19 protein-coding genes are annotated in these 20,044 nt (G+C 44.2%); 9 read left to right on the top strand and 10 right to left on the bottom strand.

The features are described from left to right. Positions 1-11 precede the first annotated feature (11 nt). The 6 genes from uxaC (at position 12) to NP165_RS19040 (ending at position 6,768) form a co-directional block, all read left to right on the top strand. A complete protein-coding gene (uxaC, locus tag NP165_RS19065; protein ID WP_257086047.1) occupies positions 12-1,424 on the top strand; it encodes a glucuronate isomerase in 1,413 nt (470 codons plus the stop codon). Between the two features lie 3 nt (positions 1,425-1,427). Then, positions 1,428-2,381, top strand: a complete 954-nt coding sequence (locus tag NP165_RS19060) for a sugar kinase (protein WP_257086046.1) — start codon at positions 1,428-1,430, stop codon at positions 2,379-2,381. A 12-nt stretch (positions 2,382-2,393) separates the two neighbouring features. Further along, a complete protein-coding gene (locus tag NP165_RS19055) occupies positions 2,394-3,023 on the top strand; it encodes a bifunctional 4-hydroxy-2-oxoglutarate aldolase/2-dehydro-3-deoxy-phosphogluconate aldolase (RefSeq protein WP_257086045.1) in 630 nt (209 codons plus the stop codon). A gap of 74 nt (positions 3,024-3,097) precedes the next feature. Next, on the top strand, positions 3,098-3,622 hold the full coding sequence (locus NP165_RS19050) for a YgjV family protein (RefSeq protein WP_257086044.1): 525 nt from the start codon (positions 3,098-3,100) through the stop codon (positions 3,620-3,622). A gap of 306 nt (positions 3,623-3,928) precedes the next feature. After that, positions 3,929-6,181: a glycoside hydrolase family 3 protein gene (locus NP165_RS19045; RefSeq protein ID WP_257086043.1), complete on the top strand. Its 2,253-nt coding sequence runs from the start codon at positions 3,929-3,931 to the stop codon at positions 6,179-6,181. Positions 6,182-6,294: 113 nt separating this feature from the next. After that, positions 6,295-6,768 carry a NanQ anomerase/TabA/YiaL family protein gene (locus tag NP165_RS19040; RefSeq protein WP_257086042.1) on the top strand — a complete coding sequence of 158 codons (474 nt, stop codon included), beginning with the start codon at positions 6,295-6,297 and terminating at the stop codon, positions 6,766-6,768. A gap of 31 nt (positions 6,769-6,799) precedes the next feature. Here NP165_RS19040 and NP165_RS19035 read toward each other — a convergent pair whose 3' ends face one another. Beyond that, a complete protein-coding gene (locus tag NP165_RS19035; RefSeq protein WP_257086041.1) occupies positions 6,800-7,699 on the bottom strand; it encodes a LysR family transcriptional regulator in 900 nt (299 codons plus the stop codon). Between the two features lie 127 nt (positions 7,700-7,826). Here NP165_RS19035 and NP165_RS19030 point away from each other — a divergent pair, with 127 nt between their 5' ends. Then, entirely contained in the window at positions 7,827-9,293 is a 1,467-nt protein-coding gene (locus NP165_RS19030) for a YfcC family protein (RefSeq protein ID WP_257086040.1), read from the top strand. 148 nt (positions 9,294-9,441) lie between these two features. Beyond that, the gene (locus NP165_RS19025; protein WP_257086039.1) at positions 9,442-10,338 is read left to right on the top strand and encodes an aspartoacylase; all 897 of its coding nucleotides are present in this window, start codon (positions 9,442-9,444) and stop codon (positions 10,336-10,338) included. A gap of 89 nt (positions 10,339-10,427) precedes the next feature. On the opposite strand, the gene NP165_RS19020 is transcribed toward NP165_RS19025, so the two are convergent. From NP165_RS19020 to NP165_RS19010, 3 genes are read right to left on the bottom strand one after another with little or no spacing between them, the layout of a single operon-like run. Beyond that, on the bottom strand, positions 10,428-12,272 hold the full coding sequence (locus NP165_RS19020) for a phospholipase D-like domain-containing protein (RefSeq protein WP_257086038.1): 1,845 nt from the start codon (positions 12,270-12,272) through the stop codon (positions 10,428-10,430). Continuing rightward, the gene (locus NP165_RS19015; protein WP_257086037.1) at positions 12,269-13,282 is read right to left on the bottom strand and encodes a DUF2955 domain-containing protein; all 1,014 of its coding nucleotides are present in this window, start codon (positions 13,280-13,282) and stop codon (positions 12,269-12,271) included. Before NP165_RS19015 ends, NP165_RS19020 begins: the two co-directional genes overlap by 4 nt. Continuing rightward, positions 13,272-14,330, bottom strand: a complete 1,059-nt coding sequence (locus NP165_RS19010; RefSeq protein ID WP_257086036.1) for an HlyD family secretion protein — start codon at positions 14,328-14,330, stop codon at positions 13,272-13,274. The genes NP165_RS19015 and NP165_RS19010 overlap by 11 nt, the downstream gene beginning before the upstream one ends. Before the next feature lie 182 nt (positions 14,331-14,512). Between NP165_RS19010 and NP165_RS19005 the strand changes: the two genes are divergently transcribed. Then, positions 14,513-14,701, top strand: coding sequence for a hypothetical protein (locus NP165_RS19005; protein WP_257086035.1), 189 nt, complete (start codon positions 14,513-14,515; stop codon positions 14,699-14,701). A gap of 103 nt (positions 14,702-14,804) precedes the next feature. Here the strand turns inward: NP165_RS19005 and NP165_RS19000 are convergent, their stop codons facing one another. From NP165_RS19000 to phnL, 6 genes are all read right to left on the bottom strand, one after another. Then, entirely contained in the window at positions 14,805-14,981 is a 177-nt protein-coding gene (locus NP165_RS19000) for a hypothetical protein (RefSeq protein WP_257086034.1), read from the bottom strand. 747 nt (positions 14,982-15,728) lie between these two features. After that, positions 15,729-16,745: a putative 2-aminoethylphosphonate ABC transporter substrate-binding protein gene (locus NP165_RS18995; protein ID WP_257086033.1), complete on the bottom strand. Its 1,017-nt coding sequence runs from the start codon at positions 16,743-16,745 to the stop codon at positions 15,729-15,731. Between the two features lie 118 nt (positions 16,746-16,863). After that, a complete protein-coding gene (phnP, locus tag NP165_RS18990; protein ID WP_257086032.1) occupies positions 16,864-17,652 on the bottom strand; it encodes a phosphonate metabolism protein PhnP in 789 nt (262 codons plus the stop codon). Next, positions 17,649-18,197, bottom strand: a complete 549-nt coding sequence (phnN, locus tag NP165_RS18985) for a ribose 1,5-bisphosphokinase (RefSeq protein WP_257086031.1) — start codon at positions 18,195-18,197, stop codon at positions 17,649-17,651. The genes phnP and phnN overlap by 4 nt, the downstream gene beginning before the upstream one ends. A 9-nt stretch (positions 18,198-18,206) precedes the next feature. Next, positions 18,207-19,337: an alpha-D-ribose 1-methylphosphonate 5-triphosphate diphosphatase gene (phnM, locus tag NP165_RS18980; RefSeq protein ID WP_257086030.1), complete on the bottom strand. Its 1,131-nt coding sequence runs from the start codon at positions 19,335-19,337 to the stop codon at positions 18,207-18,209. Next, complete coding sequence (gene phnL, locus NP165_RS18975; protein ID WP_306439768.1) at positions 19,334-20,032, bottom strand: phosphonate C-P lyase system protein PhnL; 699 nt, start codon at positions 20,030-20,032, stop codon at positions 19,334-19,336. The genes phnM and phnL overlap by 4 nt, the downstream gene beginning before the upstream one ends. Between the last annotated feature and the right edge of the window lie 12 nt (positions 20,033-20,044).

The following is a 20,044-nucleotide window of genomic DNA, read 5'->3' as shown; positions in this document are numbered from 1 at the left end:
GGAGCGACACGATGAAAGCGTTTATGTGCGAAGATTTTTTACTGTCAACTGAAACAGCCCGTCGTCTTTACCATGATCACGCCAGTAAGCAACCAGTTTATGATTACCATTGTCACCTGAATCCGGCAGAAGTCGCGAATGATCGTAGCTTCGAGAACCTGACTCAAATTTGGTTGGCGGGTGATCATTACAAATGGCGCGGCATGCGTTCTGCGGGTGTGAGTGAGCAACTTATTACTGGTGATGCAAGTGACTACGACAAGTACCTCGCCTGGGCCAATACAGTACCTCAAACACTAGGGAATCCTCTGTATCACTGGACCCACCTAGAGCTGCGCCGCCCATTTGGTATTACCAACACACTGTTTGGGCCACAAAATGCGGATACTATCTGGCATCAATGTAATGAAATGCTTGCCTCACCAGAGTTCTCTGCGCGCGGCATCATGAAGAAAATGAACGTTGTGATGGCTGGTACTACGGACGATCCGATTGATTCACTTGAACACCATAGCACTATCGCGCAAGACAGCAGTTTCGATATCGCGGTACTACCAAGCTGGCGTCCGGACAAAGCGTTTAAAATTGAGCTCGATGGCTTTATCGACTATATCCACCAGCTATCTAAAGTAGCGGATGTTGAGATCGCTACGTTTGACGAACTGTGTGACGCGTTAGAAGTACGCCTACAGTACTTCAACAATCATGGCTGTAAAGCGGCTGACCATGGCATTGAAGTCGTTCGTTTCGCGCAAATTCCTGAAACACGCGTCCTTGACGACATTCTCGCTCGTCGCCTGAATGGACAAGTGCTAAACGAAACCGAAGTCGCTCAGTTCACTACCGCTGTTCAAGTCTGGCTGGGTCAACGCTATGCCAAATTGGGTTGGGTTATGCAGCTCCATATTGGTGCACAACGTAACAACAACAGCCGCATGTTCAAATTACTGGGTGCCGATGCTGGCTTCGATTCAATTGGCGATCGCCCATTTGCGTTTGAACTGGCTCATCTTTTGGATGAAATGGATAAATCAAATGAACTGCCTCGCACAATTTTGTACTGCCTCAATCCGAGAGACAACGAAATGATGGCGACCATGATTGGTAACTTCCAGAGCGGTGGCATTGCTGGCAAAGTTCAGTTTGGTTCTGGTTGGTGGTTTAACGACCAAAAAGACGGCATGCAGCGCCAAATGGAACAGCTATCTCAACTAGGTCTACTAAGCCAGTTTGTCGGTATGCTGACCGACTCGCGCAGTTTCTTGTCTTACACCCGTCACGAATATTTCCGTCGTATTTTGTGTGACATGATTGGTCGCTGGGCTGAGAACGGCGAAGTTCCGAATGACCTTTCTCTACTAGGTCCTATGGTTGAGAATATTTGTTTTGGCAATGCCAAACGTTATTTTGAAGAGAGGGCGTAAGTAATGAAACATATCGCCATTATCGGCGAATGCATGATTGAGCTGAACGGGAAACCGTTCGGCCCTATGCAACAGACATATGGCGGCGATACGCTTAACGCTGCTGTGTATCTTTGCAGAGGCCGGGAAGCCAATTTGCACCCCGAACAAATCAAGGTTTCTTATGTGAGTGCACTAGGTGCTGATCCTCTTAGCGAAGGTATGCTTACCCGTTGGCAACAAGAAGGGATCGATACCTCGCTCGTACTGCGCGATGAACGTCGATCTCCAGGGTTATATCTGATCCAGCTCGACGATCAGGGCGAACGTACATTTTTGTACTGGCGTAATCAATCTGCAGCGCGCTACATCATGCAACATCCTCAGATTGCCGATATCGAGTCCGCATTGGCAAACGTCGACATGGTGTTCTTAAGTGGTATTACCCTAGCCATTTTACCTGATGAGGATCGCGTTGAACTGCTCAGCCTGTTGGCGGAGCTACGCCAAAATGGTGTGGAAATAGCATTCGACAGCAATTTCCGCCCAGCACTTTGGCCCAACGACGATAACGCTACCGTGAAATTTATCTACGAAGCCATGTATCAGCTAACCGATTTAGCTTTGGTTACGTTTGATGACGAACAGAATCTCTGGGGCGACCAAACGCCGTCCGACACACTGGATCGATTAGCCAGTTTAGGCGTGCGACGCCGTGTGGTAAAAAATGGCGCTGATGGATGTCTAGTTCAGGAACTAACGTCACCCGCTCAAATCGTCTCCACACAACCTGTGGAACGCGTTGTGGACACCACCTCTGCGGGTGATTCATTCAACGGCGGATTCCTATCAGCCTATTTGGCAGGTGCCGAACTGGTTAACGCATGCCAGCGCGGAAACCAACTCGCAGGTACAGTGATCCAGCATCGCGGTGCTATCATCGACAAAATTCATACTCAAGCCGCTCTTAACGCTTAATAAGGAACAACAATGTCTGACATTAAACAACAAATCAAAGCACTCAAAATTATCCCTGTCATTGCCATCGACAATGCCGAAGACATCATTCCTCTAGGCAAAGTGCTGGTTGAAAACGGGCTGCCAGTGGCCGAAATTACATTTCGCTCTGACGCTGCAGAAGAAGCAATCCGCCTACTGCGTGAATCACAACCAGATATGCTAATTGGTGCGGGTACCGTACTTAACCGCGAACAGGTTATTGCAGCTAAAGAAGCTGGCGCAACCTTCATTGTTTCACCAGGTTTTAACCCAAATACCGTGCGCGCCTGTCAGGAACTTGGTATTGAGATCATTCCTGGTGTGAACAACCCAAGTGCCGTCGAAGCCGCATTGGAGATGGGCCTAACTACGATGAAGTTCTTCCCAGCAGAGCCATCAGGCGGCATTAACATGGTTAAGTCTTTGCTTGCACCTTATACCGCTCTAGAACTGATGCCAACAGGTGGCATTAAACCTTCGAATATCAATGAATACCTCTCTGTTCCACGAGTGATCGCTTGCGGCGGTACTTGGATGGTTGAGAAGTCTTTAATTGAAAAAGGTGACTGGGACGAATTAGCGCGTCTGACACGTGAAGCCGTTGCACTGGTTCAAGGCTAAAAACCTAGATAAATAATAACGAGAGCGACTTATTGTCAGAAGACGATAAGTCGCTCGTAATTAAAAGGTACAACATGGAAACGTGGTTGGCACAAGGTGTTGGCGGGATTGCTTTTGTCATTGGCTTGGTTGCGTTTTGGCAAAAAAATGACCTCCATTTTCGATACCACATGGTTGTTTTTTGCTTTTTCATGGCCATTCATTTCTTCTTGATGGGTGCATTAGTGGCGACCATTGGTGTAATACTCAATGGCCTACGAAGTTTAGCGTCTATTAAAACTCAGTCTAAAGAGGTCATGTGGTTTTTTATTTTATCGATGTGGGTTCTGACACTGCCTAATATCGACAGTATATTTGAACTTATTACGGTCTTTGGATCTTCTATTGCGACTTGGGCGCTATTTACAAAACAAGGCATTAAATTGAGGCTTTTTATTTTGCTCAATTCCATATGCTGGATAACGCATAATATTTGGCTAGGTTCAATCGGTGGTTCACTGGTTGAGGGATGCTTTATCATAACGAATTTGATCACCATATATAGGCTCTACAAACTCAATAGAGAACAAGCTATCACTGAGGTCGCTACTATAGACTAATAGCCTGTCACCTCGTTCATTGAAAGTTTTAACAATCTCAGGCTTTCTATGAACGAAGAATATTACACTAATAATGGCTTAAATTACGCCGTATTAAGCCAGCTTTCCCCACCTCTTTTATTTTTAAGTGCTACTAACAAGTGCCACTTCAAATTTTTACTTTCCTTCTCATAAACCTAATGCCGCCCCAATGGTTAACCAATAAATTAATTTGGCCGATCAATATCTCAATATTAAATCAATTTGGTTGAGCAATATTTAATCCCTGTTAATTTTTAACTGAACTCTACAACAGGAAACAATTCAATGAACAAATCTTACTTCTGCCTTACCCCTCTGGCATTAGGCATTTTATTGACTGGATGCAACACTATAGAACAACCAGTCTTAGGAGCACGAAGCGCTGAGATTCTTGTAAAAGATGGTTATCAGTTCAAAGACCTAAACAAAAATGGTGAAGTTGATCCTTATGAGGATTGGCGTAAATCAGACTCAGAGCGAGTTGCAGACCTTGTAAGTCGTATGACTCTCGAAGAGAAAGTCGGCATGATGTTGATTGATACCATGAACGCAGCGGCTTATGGTAAAACCAACGAAGTGCATGTCGATTACGTCGAACAACAAAAGATGAATCGTTTTATTTTCCGTAATGCCATTTTGACTCAGGAAGAGCTAGAAGGCATGGACGAATCTGCACGAGATCCAAGTGGAGATACGATTACTGGCCGTAAAAGCGCGCCGATTTCACCACAAGAAGCCGCTCAGTATATGAATGCTGTACAAGAGCTTAGTGAAAAAACGCGTTTGGGTATCCCTTCTCTATTCAAGTCTAACGCGCGTAATCACTTAGACCCAAATGCTAAACCAGGCATTAACGTATCTGCGGGCGCATTTTCAGAATGGCCTAAAGAAGCGGGTTTGGCTTCCATGGCTCTGAGTGATGGCAACATGCAAGGTATCGAAGAGTTTGCGGAAATCATGAGAAAAGAATGGCATGCCATTGGTCTACGCGGTATGTACGGCTACATGGCCGATCTATCGACAGAGCCTCGCTGGTATCGTGTACATGAAACTTTTTCAGAGGATTCAGACCTAACCGCAGACATCATGACAGCGCTAGTCACCAAGCTACAAGGAAAAGAAGTCAGTAATAAAAGTATCGTTTTGACGATGAAGCACTTCCCTGGTGGCGGCCCGCAGTTTCTGGGTTTAGACCCGCATTATTTAGCCGGTCAACATCAAAGCTACCCAACCAATAATTTCGACTACCACGTAAAACCATTTAGCGCAGCTATTAAAGCAGGCGTAGCCTCAATCATGCCTTACTACGGTATCGTTGGAGGTGGTGAATGGAAACTAAGTGATCTAGCTGACAGTCAAACAGTTGCTGCTGATGGTACCAATCTGTATGTGGGCACTCGCACTTCAGATGGGAAAGACCTCTCATTAGCTGACGTGGTTTCGAGCGACGTGCAAGATACCGTTAGGGTTCCTAGTAACGATTACAACACAGCAGAGACTGTCGGTACACCGACTGGTAACGTTGGTGTCGCGTTCTCAGCGGGTATTCTCGATGGTCTATTACGTCAAGAATTGGGCTTTAAAGGGGTAATAAACTCCGATACCGGTATCATCAATGAACCGAACATTGGTCTACCAGACGACGAAACTGTGCAAAATAACCGTGCTTGGGGACTTCAAGATAAGTCCAAGAACGAACTGTTTAAAATCGCAATTGATGCGGGAACCGATGTATTCTCAGGTTTCCACATCAATGCTGACCTCCTGAGCGCAGTGCAAGAAGGCTCAGTTCCTGAATCCCGTATAGATGAATCTGTAACGCGTCTGTTGACCGTACAATTCGAACTTGGGTTATTTGAAAACCCATACGTCGACGACAGTCTGGCAAACGGCATTGTCGGCAGTGCAGAACATCAAGCGAAAGCAGACATTGCGCAGCGTAAGTCAATCGTATTGTTAGAAAACAAAAACTCACTTCTTCCACTTCCATCTGGTGCAGCGGCATCTGGCGTGAACCTGTACACCTTGGGTATCAACGAAGGCGTTGCGGAAGATTATGGATTTACGGAAGTAACAGACATGAATACCGCTGATAAAGCCGTAATACGTGTTCGTGTTACAAACAAAGACACTGGCAACCTAGTATTTGGTGGTGCCAAGTTTGATGAAGTTGACGTACTTGACTTCACCAATATGGCAACAGCCAACACATGGGATATCAGTCCTTCACTGGCGGAAATTAAGGAAGTTATGAACAAGGTTGGAGCCGAAAATACCGTACTTTCCGTTTACTTCCGTCAGCCGTTCGTCATGGATGATACGAGTGGTCTTAAGGATGCGGGCGCAATTCTCGCGACCTTTGGATCTAACGATGAGGCTCTATTCGACGTTCTTACTGGTCAATTCTCACCGAAAGGTAAGCTGCCATTTGCTCTAGCAAACTCTGCTCAAGCAATCGTTGATCAGGCATCCGATGCACCAGGTTATGCGGAAGCAGATACACTATACGAGTTCGGATACGGAAAAGACGGATACTGATTAACTAAACAAAAGTAATGTTAATTAGAACCTAAAAACAGAAAGGCGCAGGACTCCATCTCCTGACGCCTTTCTACTTATTTTCAATTGAGCGCAACTTTCACGAGGCATATATGTACAAGGGCAACTTATCAAACCTAGACGGGGATCAGGTACTCTCCCCTGCTCTACGCAACATCATAAAACAGGTAAAACACCAACTAGAGCAATCGATTGAAACCGGACGATATTTAATAAATGGCGATGATGTATTTTTCTTTGTTGTTGATGACAACACTGAAGCTCTGGAAGCGCGAAAAGCAGAAATGCACAAAAAATACATTGATGTACAGATTTTGTTAGAAGGTGAAGAACGCTTTGGTTTCAGCGTACACCCATTTCTAAGTATTAATGAAAACTATCTGGAAGAGCGCGACATTGCATTCAGTGAAGACATTATCAACGAGCAATATATAGATTTGACGAAAAACGATTATGTTATTTTCAACACAGAGCAACCTCATCGACCACTTATTTCAGTCAACCAACCTATGTCAGTGCGCAAAGCGGTAATCAAGATTTCTAAAGCATGGCTGGAAGCCCAATAATTCAAAGACTTCAATGGAACGATGAAATTCCTCAGCAATAGTCTGGTAGCCTGTTTATCGATTCTCTGGCGCTCAGGGTAAAGGATCTGGACAGTTCACTACGGACCTGGCCAGTAGAATAGTACATGGAATATTGATATTTGAGCTCAGGGGAAAAAGGGCGAACCACTAGGTTGCGGCCTTCCCACAGGGGAGCATTGAAAGGTTCGAGCAGAGCAATGCACAAACCAGCAGCCACCATGCCGTAACCCGATAAGGATCGCTGGGTGGAAAACTGCTCGTTGACCTTAATTTGATGCTCCTTCAATAGTTTCTTGTGGCTGCTCCACTCCATTCCATTCTCATCCACCAGCTTGAGTAAGCATTCCCCCTGCAAATCGGCAGGTACAATCACATCCTTTTCAGCCAAAGGATGTGAGGCAGGAATGGCACAGACCCAGGAAACCTCAGCCAATGGCTCCTCAATAAAACCGGAGTGAGATTCTGTCTGGTTGGTCATGATCAGATCGTATTTTTGCATTTCGAGACCTCGCACCAACTGCTCGACGCTGTCGACCAATAAACTAACATGCACCTGTGGATGATCATCAATAAATGATTTGATCAGCATGGGGGTCAAAATCGTCGCCAAAGCCGGAGTCGCACCAATGGTCAGGCTACCGTGCGTTGATTTTTTTAGCTTATCGGCAAAATTTTCTAGGTGGTGAATACCATTAAAAATGTTACTGACCTCCTCATAAAACGCTAAACTTTCCGGTGTGGGTACCATCCTGCCTTTTTGTTTTTTGAATAGCTCAAATCCAACGTCGTCTTGCAAGTCATTGATTAGCCTGCTGATAGATGGCTGTGATAAGGAAAGTACAAGAGCAGCACGAGAAAAGCTGCCTTGCTGGACTGTAGCCAAAAATGCCTGTAACTGTCGGTATTTCATATTTACCTCATATAGTATTTTCAAATAATACTATACAAAAAATGGCATTGTGCAAATGCATTGGTTATGAAATAGTCTCTATTGACAGTTTTAACTAAAAATTAAACAACCGACATGGAGCGTAATAATGCAAGGAAAACTTGAAAAAAAACATGGTACGGGTAATGCGCCTACCGAAAAGGGAAAGCGCTGGCACCAGAAATTCCCCGATCCCATGGTTCTTATTTTTTACATCCTGATCATAGCTGGCTTCCTAACTTGGATCGTCCCTAAGGGTGCCTACGATACCGAATTAGTCGATGGCCGCCAGCGAGTAGTCGCGGATTCATTCCATTACCTTGAAGATAGTGATACGGCATTTTCTATCGGCAGTGCTATTAACCACGTGTTCGATCTCTTTGTGGCAATTCCACAGGGCTTAATTCAGTCCGGCCAATACCTTTTTATCGTCTTTATCGCCGGTGGCCTGTTCAATATCCTCTATCGCACTCATGCATTGGAAAACCTAGTTGGCACTGCGGTAAAACGTATAGGCCTGGAGCGAGGCAACTTACTGATCTGGCTGGCCACCTACCTTTATGGTTTGTTCGGTATCTCAGTAGGCTATGAAAACAACATCGCTTTAGTACCCGTAGCCTTACTGGTATCTAGCGCGCTTGGCTTAACCAATCTGGTTGGTGCCTGTATTGCCATTGGCGGCATAGGTATCGGTTTTAGCCTATCACCGATAAACCCTTATACTGTGGGCGTTGCGCAAAGCATTGCAGGCTTGCCTATTTTCTCAGGTGGACTACTACGTTTTATCATGGCTTTTATCTCCCTGAGTTGCCTAGCTTGGTATATCACCACCTTTGTGGCACCTAAACAGCAAGCGAAAAAGCAGGATGAGAGTACCGGATCACTTTCGAAAAAGATCGAGGACTATCATCTTAGCTCTCGTGATCTGAGTATTATCCTTGTCTTCTTTTTCGGCATTTTGGTAATTGCAGCTTGCTCTTACCTAGCAGGTACAGGTGCACTGGGAAGAAGCTGGTATATCAAAGAAATCACCGCCGTCTTTATCGTCATGTCGATTGTGATCGCTGCTATCTGCCGTATCAAGCCTGATAACTATGTAGCCCATATGGTTGAAGGTGCATCAAAAGTCACTGGCGGTGCTTTGGTCATCGGTCTGGCTGCATCAATCAAAGTCGTGCTGGAAAATGGCGAAATCATCTATACCATCGTCGACACCCTGAACCAAGCACTCGACTTTATGCCTGAGTCGTTGATAGCAGTAGGTATCAGTGTGATTCAAGGGATTATTAATCTCTTCATCCCTAGTGGTTCTGGTCAAGCTTTGGTCACTATGCCAGTGCTGATCCCACTGGCCGATCTAGTGGGCATTACTTATCAGGTCATGATCCTAGCGTTTCAGGTGGGCGATGGTCTTACCAACATGATCATACCTACATCAGGAGGCACGCTGGCGATGCTGGCTCTGGCTCGAGTCAGCTATTCAGACTGGCTGAAGGTGATCTTTCCACTGGTTGCACTTATCTACGTGCTTAGCTGGGGCTTTATCGTTCTGGCGCAATGGATGCAGTGGTCCTAACTTTCTGAACCCTTTATGTTCGGGGAAACGGGGTGTCCTCTAAAGGGAGGACACCAACGCTCCGAACCAGGTCTGTGTCGCTGTCATCAGACCCGCTTTACTTATTTCCACTCGGCCTTGTTCCAATCGGCCAGTCACGGAGAACATTATGAACAACATCACTCGCGTTGCCCTCGTAGGCGGCACCCACGGCAATGAGCTGTCTGGCATCTATCTCCTGAAAAAATGGGAAAAAAACAACCAACTTGAGCACTGGCCTCAACTCGAACTCTCGCAAACCATCGCTAACCCAAGAGCCTGTGAGCACTCTGTCCGTTACATGGAAAGCGATCTGAACCGTGAGTTCGCCGTTGAAGATTTACAGGATAGCCAACTAGTAGGCTACGAGCAGTTATTGGCGAAAAAACTCAACCACGAGTTTGGCCCTAAAGGGAATTCTCCGATTGAGTTGATGATTGATTTGCACAACACCACTTCCAATATGGGCGCGTGCCTGATGTTGCTACGCAAGGATGCGTTCAATATCGGCATGGCAGCCTATGTTAAGGACCGCATGCCCGAAGCAGTTATCTTCTTCCAGGACAATATTCCAGAAGATCGTAGACGATTCCTGATCTCCGTGGCTCAGCAAGGCGTTACCGTCGAAGTCGGCCCTCAGCCAAACTCCGTGTTGCAGCAAGAAACCCTAGAGTTGATGGAGAACATGACGCGACACATTCTCGACTACGTGGTGCTGTACAACGAAGATAAGCTCGCCTCACTGCCAACTGAATTTGAGGCTTTCCAGTACATTGAAGATCTGGTTTTGCCAACGGATGAGCAGGGGCAGCGACTCGGCATGGTATCAAAAAGGCTTGAACAGCGTGATTTTCATCCAGTTCAACCAGGCGAGGTCATCATGGAGACTTTTGAAGGCGAGAAGATTTGTTGGGAAGGCGACTATACCGCTTATCCGCTGTTTATCAATGAGGCTGCTTATCATAAGAGTCACAGTGCTATGTCACTGTCACAACGCATCATTGTGCGCTGTGCGGACTACTTCTGAGTCAACCATCCTATAGGTATTGGTATCAGTCGCTAACGTCCGAGGAAGTGCTAGACACTCTGAACTATTAGACCCGTGCACTTCCTCGCTTAAAATTGATAAATAAGTCCTGTATTTTTTAACGTTTTATAAATGAGCCGCTGATTATTCGTTGTCATCCCTTTTAAGCCTCCATTTTCTCGCAGTTTATCTCTCATGGTTAACCAGTCTTCACTCCCCCAACGAGTCGATTGAGATTTCAGACGATCAAATTCATTATTCAGTTCGTCAATGACCTCACCATTAATCAGGAAAAAACCCATTTCGTTGTTATAGATTAATGACCGGAAATCTAAGTTGGTGGTTCCTACAAATGCCTTGTCATCGGCGGTAACAAACTTAGCATGCAGCTTACCGTAATATTGGTCTCCACCAAACTGTACGGCGTCAACCTTACCCAATTGATAAAAGATAATACGAGGGTGATTCACCAGTTTTTTCCATGCCTCTGTAGAAGTAAACGAATGACTCTTTTCATTTTGCTTTAAATCACTATCTAACCATTGTTCTCGTTGTTCATGACTCATTAACAATAGAGGCGCCGTATGCATATCAATCACGGCTTGAGTGAAGAAATTGTCACTTGTCAGGGCTGAGTTCGTGATGATTTCGATCGTTCGATCTGGATCTTTGTTTAACCATTCAAGCGTCACATTTACATTTTCATCTATCCGTTCTTCATCTTTTAAAAGCTCTGATTGAAGAAATAAGTAAGGTGAAACTATCCGTACTGTTTTCAAATCGTAATTTTCATAACCAACGCGAGCTAATATTCCGCTAATAGAATTCGCATTCTTAAGCTTGTTTGTACTGTAGTTAGATACTAACTCTTCATTAATTAAGTTATCGAGTTCGTGAGCCAGACGCGTTTGGGTTGAAGAATACTGTCGGTGAATATTCTCTTCGGATTTCTGATAAGCACCTTTAAAAATCGGACTTTGTTTCAGTTCGTATAGCTTCGCCTGATGACGTTCCATCACGGAACTATAGCCTAAAAACGAAGTTACAAACTTATTACCGGGTTTAGAAAATAAAACAGAATAGTAATATTCAGCAAGTTGCGCTGGTGAAGAACTTGGCGAAGAGTCTGGCATCGGGCGAATAATAATTTCAATATCTTTAAATGCATTCGGATCAAAATGACCACTCTCGTCTATGCCGTAGTAATGGACAGAAATATTACGACCACCCGTCATAACAAATGCGTCACGTGGATAAGCCCCATCAATAATCAAAAGTTTATCGTGTGAGCGACGATTACCATCGGACCCAAACTTAGTCAAAGCATTGAAAATGACGGCTTGGACTCTGGCTCTGTTATTCGTTGTTTCTCCGTCAGAGTTCTGTACATAGCCCGCGTCTTTTTCACACTCTTTTAGCCCTTTAAGTTCACCATGAACAAAACTAAAGGATCCTACACTGTCGACCATAATGCGAATGTCTACACCTCTTTTTACCGCATTACATAAAGCCCCTAAAACCGCCTCTCCCACTAGATCGGTAGAAAAAATATAGTAAGTCAGATCAACGGTATATTTCGCATTTTCGATGAGATAAATTTTGTCTGCAATACTTTGAATAGCACTTTCTGTATCTGCCCCTACGACTTTGACTAAAGACTCTTGAATCGGTAGTGAAGATTCGGTGGCAAGTTTGATGTAATCACGTTTAAGCTCACTCGCTTCTCGCCAACGACGGTGTTCCATATGTTCTTGTGTCCATACATCGACAACGCCTTCATTAACTTCATTCGAAATCGAGGTACAACCAAACAATGAAGTCGCAAATAGAGTGAGCCCGATTGTTTTAATTCCATTCATTTTTCCACTACCTTTTCCAAGCGACACTCCGTTTTCCCTATCGTAGTTATCCAAATCATCTACGCTTAACTTCATTCACCCAGTTTGTTATTTGAGTCTACGTACTGATGGGTTGGATGAATCAACTTTAATATCAGCGCGCCTATAAATATTGCGATACTGATTGACACTAAGCGCATAAATCCAGATGAAAATGAATCAATACCCACGTTTTTTATTATTTGATAAGTAATAATCGTGAAATTGGTAAAAAGTAATTGATAGATAGTAGCGTATGCGTCACGACGGATGGCGTAACAAGCGAGTTGAATGCCGAGAAACAAGGACACTCCCATCACGACCCAATCAGGTGCGCCAAAACCAAACAAAAACATCGTCGGCAAGGTAAAAAGAATCCCTGTCGCAGTGGTGACCAATCTCTGGTAGGCGTAATCCTGATGATGAGATAGCAAAGGCAGTTTGAGCATACTACTGATCGTTATCGCTATGAGCATTGTCTGTGAGCTGCTTATCGCAATCAATGCCGCCAAAACAAAGCACATAGCCGTAGACTTAAAAATCGCGACACTCACATGACTTTCTACCCCTTCGGTACCTTCGTCCGCTTTTATATCTTGTTGATCACCTGGCAAAATAAAATTCGCAGCTAAAGTCGTAACAAGGGCAAGCATAAACGCTTGGAAGATAACCAGAGGTACTCCGTCAATAGGATAATTCATCTGCTTACTTACAACGGTGGCAATGATTATCACAATCAACGTCAAGGTTGAAATGATGTCTTGTGGGTTCTTGTGACTACGATGATAGCTCCAAGCGATAATCCCCCAGCAGAAGATCGCATATCCCGTTGGAGTACCAGAAAGCATTTGGGCAAAAAGTACAACCACAAAACTGACGAATAAAAGCACTAAAATCAGTTGAAACACCAATCTCATAGCTGGCTTAGACGGTATCGTCGTCAAGAGTATCACCGCGAATACAGGAGCTAAAACTGGTAAAGGGTGCCCTACGTCCTGCAAATAAAAAAGTAACAGGATAGGTATAAAGACAATCTTTACGACTGGATTCACGCAGCTACGAAACATAAGTCCAAACACTCACTACTTTCATCCATAAACCTGCTAGCCATTCGCCCAATCCGCTTTGTTCAGTGTAAAAAGCGACCGTTGCCTTAGAGCCATAGCGAATATTTTCTGGAATGTCGTCAAAGACAATGTTAACTGGGTAGCGTTGAGCATTAATGGACGTGGTATCGGCTCTGATAAAGCCAGTTGCGGGATCAACATTATTGCTATCACCCGTACCCCATCCAAGGCTGTAAACCTTGCCATCCAACACACGCCCTGGCATGGAGTCCAGCACGATTTTCACTTTTTGACCGGGCTTTATATATTCTAAAGAATTTTCTCTCACTAACGCCGATATCCAGATTTCTCTTGGATCGATAAAGGTTAACATCGGTGTACCGATATTAGCTTGCTGGCCAACAGTGAGTTGAACATTGGTAACAATGCCATCAGAAGGCGCTATAACTGACGTTCTTTGTAAATCGAGTTGCGCTTTTTCTAAGCTAACCATCGCGGCCAAAATTTGAGGATTATTGTTTCCTTTAGGCCCTAAGTTTTGCTTTGCTTGCTCTAAAGACGCTTCCGCAGCGTTAAGTGCAGCTTGTGAACGAGAGCGTGCTTCGACTGCATTATCTAATTCAGATTTGCTGAGAACCCCCTTAGAGGCTAATTCGGAGACCCTCGCGGCTTGTTCTCTGGCATTATTTCGTGCCGCAAGTGCCTCTGTCACTTGAGCTTGAGCCACTTCAACGGCCGCCGTGCTCGCACCAATAGTTTGCCCTGCGAGTTCCAAATTAGCCTGAGCTGAACGAACCGCTAAATCGTAGTTTCTGGCATCAATTTTAAACATCACATCACCAGAACGAACTACTTGGTTATTCTTGATTTTTACCTCAACCACATTCCCAGAAACCTCAGGGGCAATACGTACCAAATATGAATGAACCCTTGCGATACTGGTAATGGGCGTTACCCTATCTGACCAAAGGCTATACATCCAAACGACAAGCACTATCACTATAATATATAGACTTAGTGTTCTTGATGACTGTTCCGTTTTCGACATTGTTTCTCGTCTCGCAAGTCAGTGAGTTCATTGCCATAAAAAGAAGCTGGCAACCGATCATGAATAGGAACAGTATAGAGCGATATTCGGTTCGAAATTGTTTGCGACCTCATATTATTCAGCGAGATGGCGTTGATACCGAGTTTAGTTCGAGAGCCAAATGTCCTAATTGATGGAAACAAATGGATGTTCAATCGACGTTAACTCTTGTAAAAGTAACATCTGAAGGTATCTATGGCACTTGGGGTAATAAAAACCCAACTGTAGATGATGAAGAGTTGATGTTACTGACATTCTTCCCTGATGGAACATATGCCCACAATGAAGTGTATCTGGACAAGGTTGAGCCTTCTCCGTCTGGCGCTGAATGAGGAACGATTTCTATCAATCAACAACGCCACGTTTTCTGTTAAAGAAGATTTAAACGGTGATACCAGTCTATCTGATTTTGCAAACGGAGAAGACGACACAAGGTTACCCAATCTCGCCCTCACACTCTCTCGTTTCTGCCAATCTACAGTGGAGACTTGCGCAGTTGGTGACCAATGCAGACACTAAATCCGGTGCGATGTCATAGCCATTTTGATATTGGTAATCTAGCTCTTTAAACCAATCGAGGCATTGCTGTTCTAGTTGGTCTTCTGTTATCAAACTACTTCTTCGCTACTTGCGCGTTGCATCTCAATGCAAAAGGAATGAAACTCGTCAGCTCGCGATATATGATCAAAGGATGCTACGGGTTTAACTTATGTCCTGTAATCGTTCTATCACTTAACTTCCAACCTATGGGTAATTTCGCCTTAATTTCATTGACCAAAAGATCATAGTGCCCTTGAGATTTAAAATTAGACTGGATGCTTTTATTAACGCTCAACACTAGCGCTGCAATATGCCCATAAATCAACATCATTAGCCAAGTCAGCAGACAGGAAATTGACGGCATTGTGACCACAACACCCCACGCCAACAACAGCGATACGATGCAGTTTCTCTGGGAAAAATATACACAACCACCTTTCATCACTCTGATGAACTGAGACTAAATGCAAGCGCGACATCTGGTGTCGCAAAAGAGAATATTTTTTGGAGTAGTAAGTGGAAAGCCCTATTTTTTGTTGCCACAAGCAATATTGATTAGAAAATTTAGTCAAACGCCGTTGACTAACTGAATTACAACTTAGAGATAACACTAAACTGGACAAGAGTAAGCCAACCAAAGAAACAGGCTCTATATTGGATATTTCTGTGTTAGTAACTTTACTAAATTAGCATTCAATGAATTATTTAAAGTATGGATAAAGTTATTTGTATCTCTTTTGATGAAGATAAAAATAAAGGGCCACATTGAAGATGCAGCCCCTATATAGAAATAAACTTATTTCATGTTATTACTAACTGTTAATTTTTAGCATCTGACTTGCTATCGTAACGATTAATCCATTCCTTCAAAATTGAGTCGCGATTTGCTGCTGCCCACTTGAAGTTATTCTTAATCATCATTGCTTCAGGTTTTTCTGGGTAATGCTCGATTGGTTTTGCAATACCTGGAAGTGCAACTACCGCATACGATGCATTGTAAAGCTTGTTAGCTTCCTTACTCACTGCGAAATCCATCAGTTTCTGAGCAGCTTCCAACTTGTCCGTACCTTTTACAATCGCAGCAGCTTCCATATCCCAACCAATACCTTCTGTTGGGAATACTAAATCTATCGGTGCTTTTTGTTTTTTCAGCTTAGCTCCGCGGAATGCAAATGAAACACCCATGGTTGTTTCACCTGTCGCAGCTAGGTGACATGGCTGAGAGCCAGAGTGAGTATAACGAGCGATGTTCTTATGAAGTTTATCCATGTAACTCCAACCTTGATCTTCACCAAACAGTTGCAGCCAAGCTGAAACATCTAGGAAGCCCGTACCTGAAGAACTTGGGTTAGGCATCACAATATGACCTTTGTACTCAGGTTTGGTTAGGTCTGCCCACGACTTAGGCATTTCTAAATTGTTCTTTTCAAGTTCAATGGTATTTACACAGATCCCCGCAATCCAAGCATCCATACCAACCCATGTAGGCTGCTCACGCATATCACGGAAACTCTCGTAGAGTGATTCACTGCCTTTTGGTTTATAAGCTTGTAGCATATCTAAGTTGTCAAAAACCATCATGCTGGTCGCCGAAAGTCCCCATACTACATCTGCTTGTGGGTTGTCTTTTTCAGCCAGAATTTTTGCCGTCATAATACCGGTTGAATCACGTACCCACTTAATCTCAATATCTGGGTATTGAGATTCAAATGCTTTCTTATATTGGCTAAGTTGATCTGACTCTATCGCGGTGTACACGGTTAATTCCGTTGCAGCATTTGCCATTGGAGCAGCTAAAGCAAGCAATAAAGCAGCAGTTTTGATTTTGTAGTCCATTTTTAATTTCCTTGGGGAATATCTGTATCAAGTTGTAGAACGTGAGTTACTTTACTTAGCAAATGTTGTCTAAATGAGTACGACGCTTTAGAAATAATTAGGAAACCAGCTGGTTTTTCTAATCATTGATTTGCATGCCTGAATACTCAATCGAAAGACCATCATGTGCCATATCTAAGGAATCAGAAAAATAGGCGCTAGTCTCCATTGCCCATGTTTCAAAGGTATGACTAATATGCAGCAAACGCAGATACTTAGGTTTACATCGTCGTTGAATATCTTCGATTTGTTCAAATGTACTGTGGTTATTTGTTGTTATGTTTCCACGCACATCTAAAGGCGCATAGCCACAATCAATAAACATCCATTCAACGGGATTATCCTGAAACCACAGAGTCGCCGATTCATTGAGGCCATAGGTATCTGTTAAATAGGCAATGCGTATACCACACCAATGAAACACATAGCCTAAACAGGCTCTCGAGTGGTTCAGAGGAATAGCAGTAATTGAAATTTCCTGCCATTCGAATGTTTGGAAAGGTGCAAAAGGTGGCTGAAATTTTAATATGCCCGGATGTTTATAGAGATTGTCGCAACCATGTTCGTCGTATGGACCGTAAACGGGGATGGAGACTCCGATGCCTTCTCTGAGGTCAAACAGGCTTTGTACATGATCGATATGGTAATGCGTCAATAGGATTCTATCAATGCTGCCTGAGGGAAAGCGCTGCAAGAGGTCTGGTAAGTTTGCATCAATCAATAAGGTCTTACCTTTATGCTCGAGCATCGCTGACGTTTTATTGCGTTGATATTGAGGGTTTTCGCTTGCACGGGTACAGGCTTTGCAGTCGCACCCATAGACAGGCAACATCGCGCCATTACCTGTCCCGAGTAAGGTGAATTTCATTCTGTCACCATAAACGTTTGCAGAAACTGATCGACCGTAGCTTTAAGAGCACCGCTGTTATCAAGCACTAGGGCATTGTTCGGTAAACATATCGAACGGAACTCGTCTGCTCTTTGTAGTCGTTGCTCGATAACGGCCTCACTCTCTCGACCACGTTTCTTTAAGCGTTTTTCTAACTCTTGATTTTTTATGTCAATAACAACAGGAACGAGCCGGCTCCCGTAACGCGCAAGCGCTTGGTCTAAGTAACCACGCGAGCCATTAACGACAACATCCAAGCCTTGATCGAGCCATGCGTCTAGCTCACAACCAACAGCATAGTAATGGTTATTAGCTTGCCAGCTCATCGAGAATAAGCTTAATGAGTGACGAAGTTCAAATTCGTAGTTACTGAGCTCAATATAATTCTCCCCACCAGCATCCGCTCTACGGGTGATGTAACGGTGCGCAAACACTAAATTACGCATTTTTTCCTGTTTGAGCTGGTTGATAACGCTGTCTTTACCGGCCCCTGAGGGGCCGATAACGTAAAACAATTTTGCCATTCGTTTCACCTAGAAGATCAACTGACCATTTTTGTAAACCTGCTTCACGATTGGAAAGTCACGATCTACTTCAACACGGACTAAATCAGCAATACGCCCGGTTTCTAGCAGGCCACGGTCTTTTAACCCTAAAGCTTCAGCTGGATTTGTTGTAACCAAAGCAATCGCTTTTGGCAGGTCATAATCATTTTCTAGCGACTCAATCTTAAATGCCGCTTGCAGCAAACTTGCTGGATAATAATCCGATGACAGAATATCCAACACACCCAATTCAGCCAGTTTATGGGCCGCAATGTTGCCAGAGTGAGAGCCTCCACGGACCACATTGGGTGCGCCCATCAATACTTTTAGGCCTTGCTCATGAGAAGCTTTTGCTGCGGTTAATGTCGTCGGGAACTCCGCAACGACCATCCCGTCCTTTTTCGATTCCGTGACATGCTCTTCTAAACCATCATCATGTGATGCCATTGGAATGCCCGCGCTACGGCATTTTTCAACAATCGCTCTGCGGTTTACTGCTGAATACAAACGAGCTTGCTTGGTTTGCTCTGCTTCAAACGCTTCCATTTTCTGATCGTCCCAACCGTACTTTTGTTGGTAGTAAGAACGATATTGCTCAAGCGTTGGGAACTGGCGTTGACCTGGCGAGTGATCCATAATCGAAACCAACTTCACCACTTCTGGTTCAAACAACTCCTTAAACAGAGGAACGGTTGATTCATTCGGCACTTCACAACGTAAGTGCAGCATGTGGTCAACACGGCAGCGAAAATCTTTCGCATCTCTCACGGCTTTCACCATACGAGATAAGTTAGCTAAACGTGTTCCACCGTCGTTAACGTACCCCACCGTCACCGCATCAAGCACTGTCGTGATACCACTTGCCGCGCAAATGCCATCAAATGCAGTCAGTGCAGAACGTTCAGGCCATGCAGCATTCGGGCGCGGAGAAAAGTACTTTTCCATGTGATCTGTATGTAGCTCTACCAAGCCCGGAATGATGTAGTCTCCGTGACAATCAATTGCTTCTGGGTCTGTACTCTTTTCTTTCACAATGTTAACGATTTTGCCATCTTCAACGTAAAGCGTACCCTCGACGACTTCGTTACTTAGTACCAGTTTTGCGTTGGTAAAAATCATATTTGTACTTCCTTTGAATTCATATTGTGTAGGCGGTCTGCTACCGCATCACGAGCGTACGGGTCATGGAAGATGCCCACGATGGCAGCGCCTTTATTTTTAGCTTGTTGAATAAGATCGATGACCACTTCACTATTGGTTTTATCCAGCGATGCGGTTGGTTCATCCAACAACAGAATCGGGTAATCCATAATGAAACCGCGAGCAATATTGACGCGCTGTTGCTCACCGCCAGAGAAGGTTGCTGGAGCCAGTTGCCACAAGTGCTCAGGAACATTTAAGCGCGTTAATAGGTGCGCTGCTTTTTCGTAGCACTCATCAAAGCTGACGCCTTTACTTAATAGCGGTTCCATCACCACATTAATGGCAGAAACCCTAGGAATTACAGAAAGAAATTGGCTTACATAGCCTAATGTCTGTTGTCTTAGCTGCACGATTTGACGCGGCGTTGCCTTAACCAAATCAATGCTTTCATTTTTTTGCTCGCCATAACGAATACAGATCGAACCTGAATCAACTTTGTAGTTGCCATACAGCGAGCGTAAAAACGTACTTTTCCCGGAACCTGAGTGGCCATGTAAAATGACACACTCACCGGAGTTCACTGAGAGATCCGCGCCTTTTAGAACCGGTAACTCAACGCCATTTTGGTTGTGCAGAACAAACGTCTTAGAGACATTTTTTGCTGATATCATTTCCATGTTTGA

This window comes from Vibrio japonicus (assembly GCF_024582835.1).
Lineage (GTDB): Bacteria > Pseudomonadota > Gammaproteobacteria > Enterobacterales > Vibrionaceae > Vibrio > Vibrio japonicus.
Note: the sequence above shows the minus strand (reverse complement) of the source record. Positions and strands in the feature narration are given on the sequence as shown.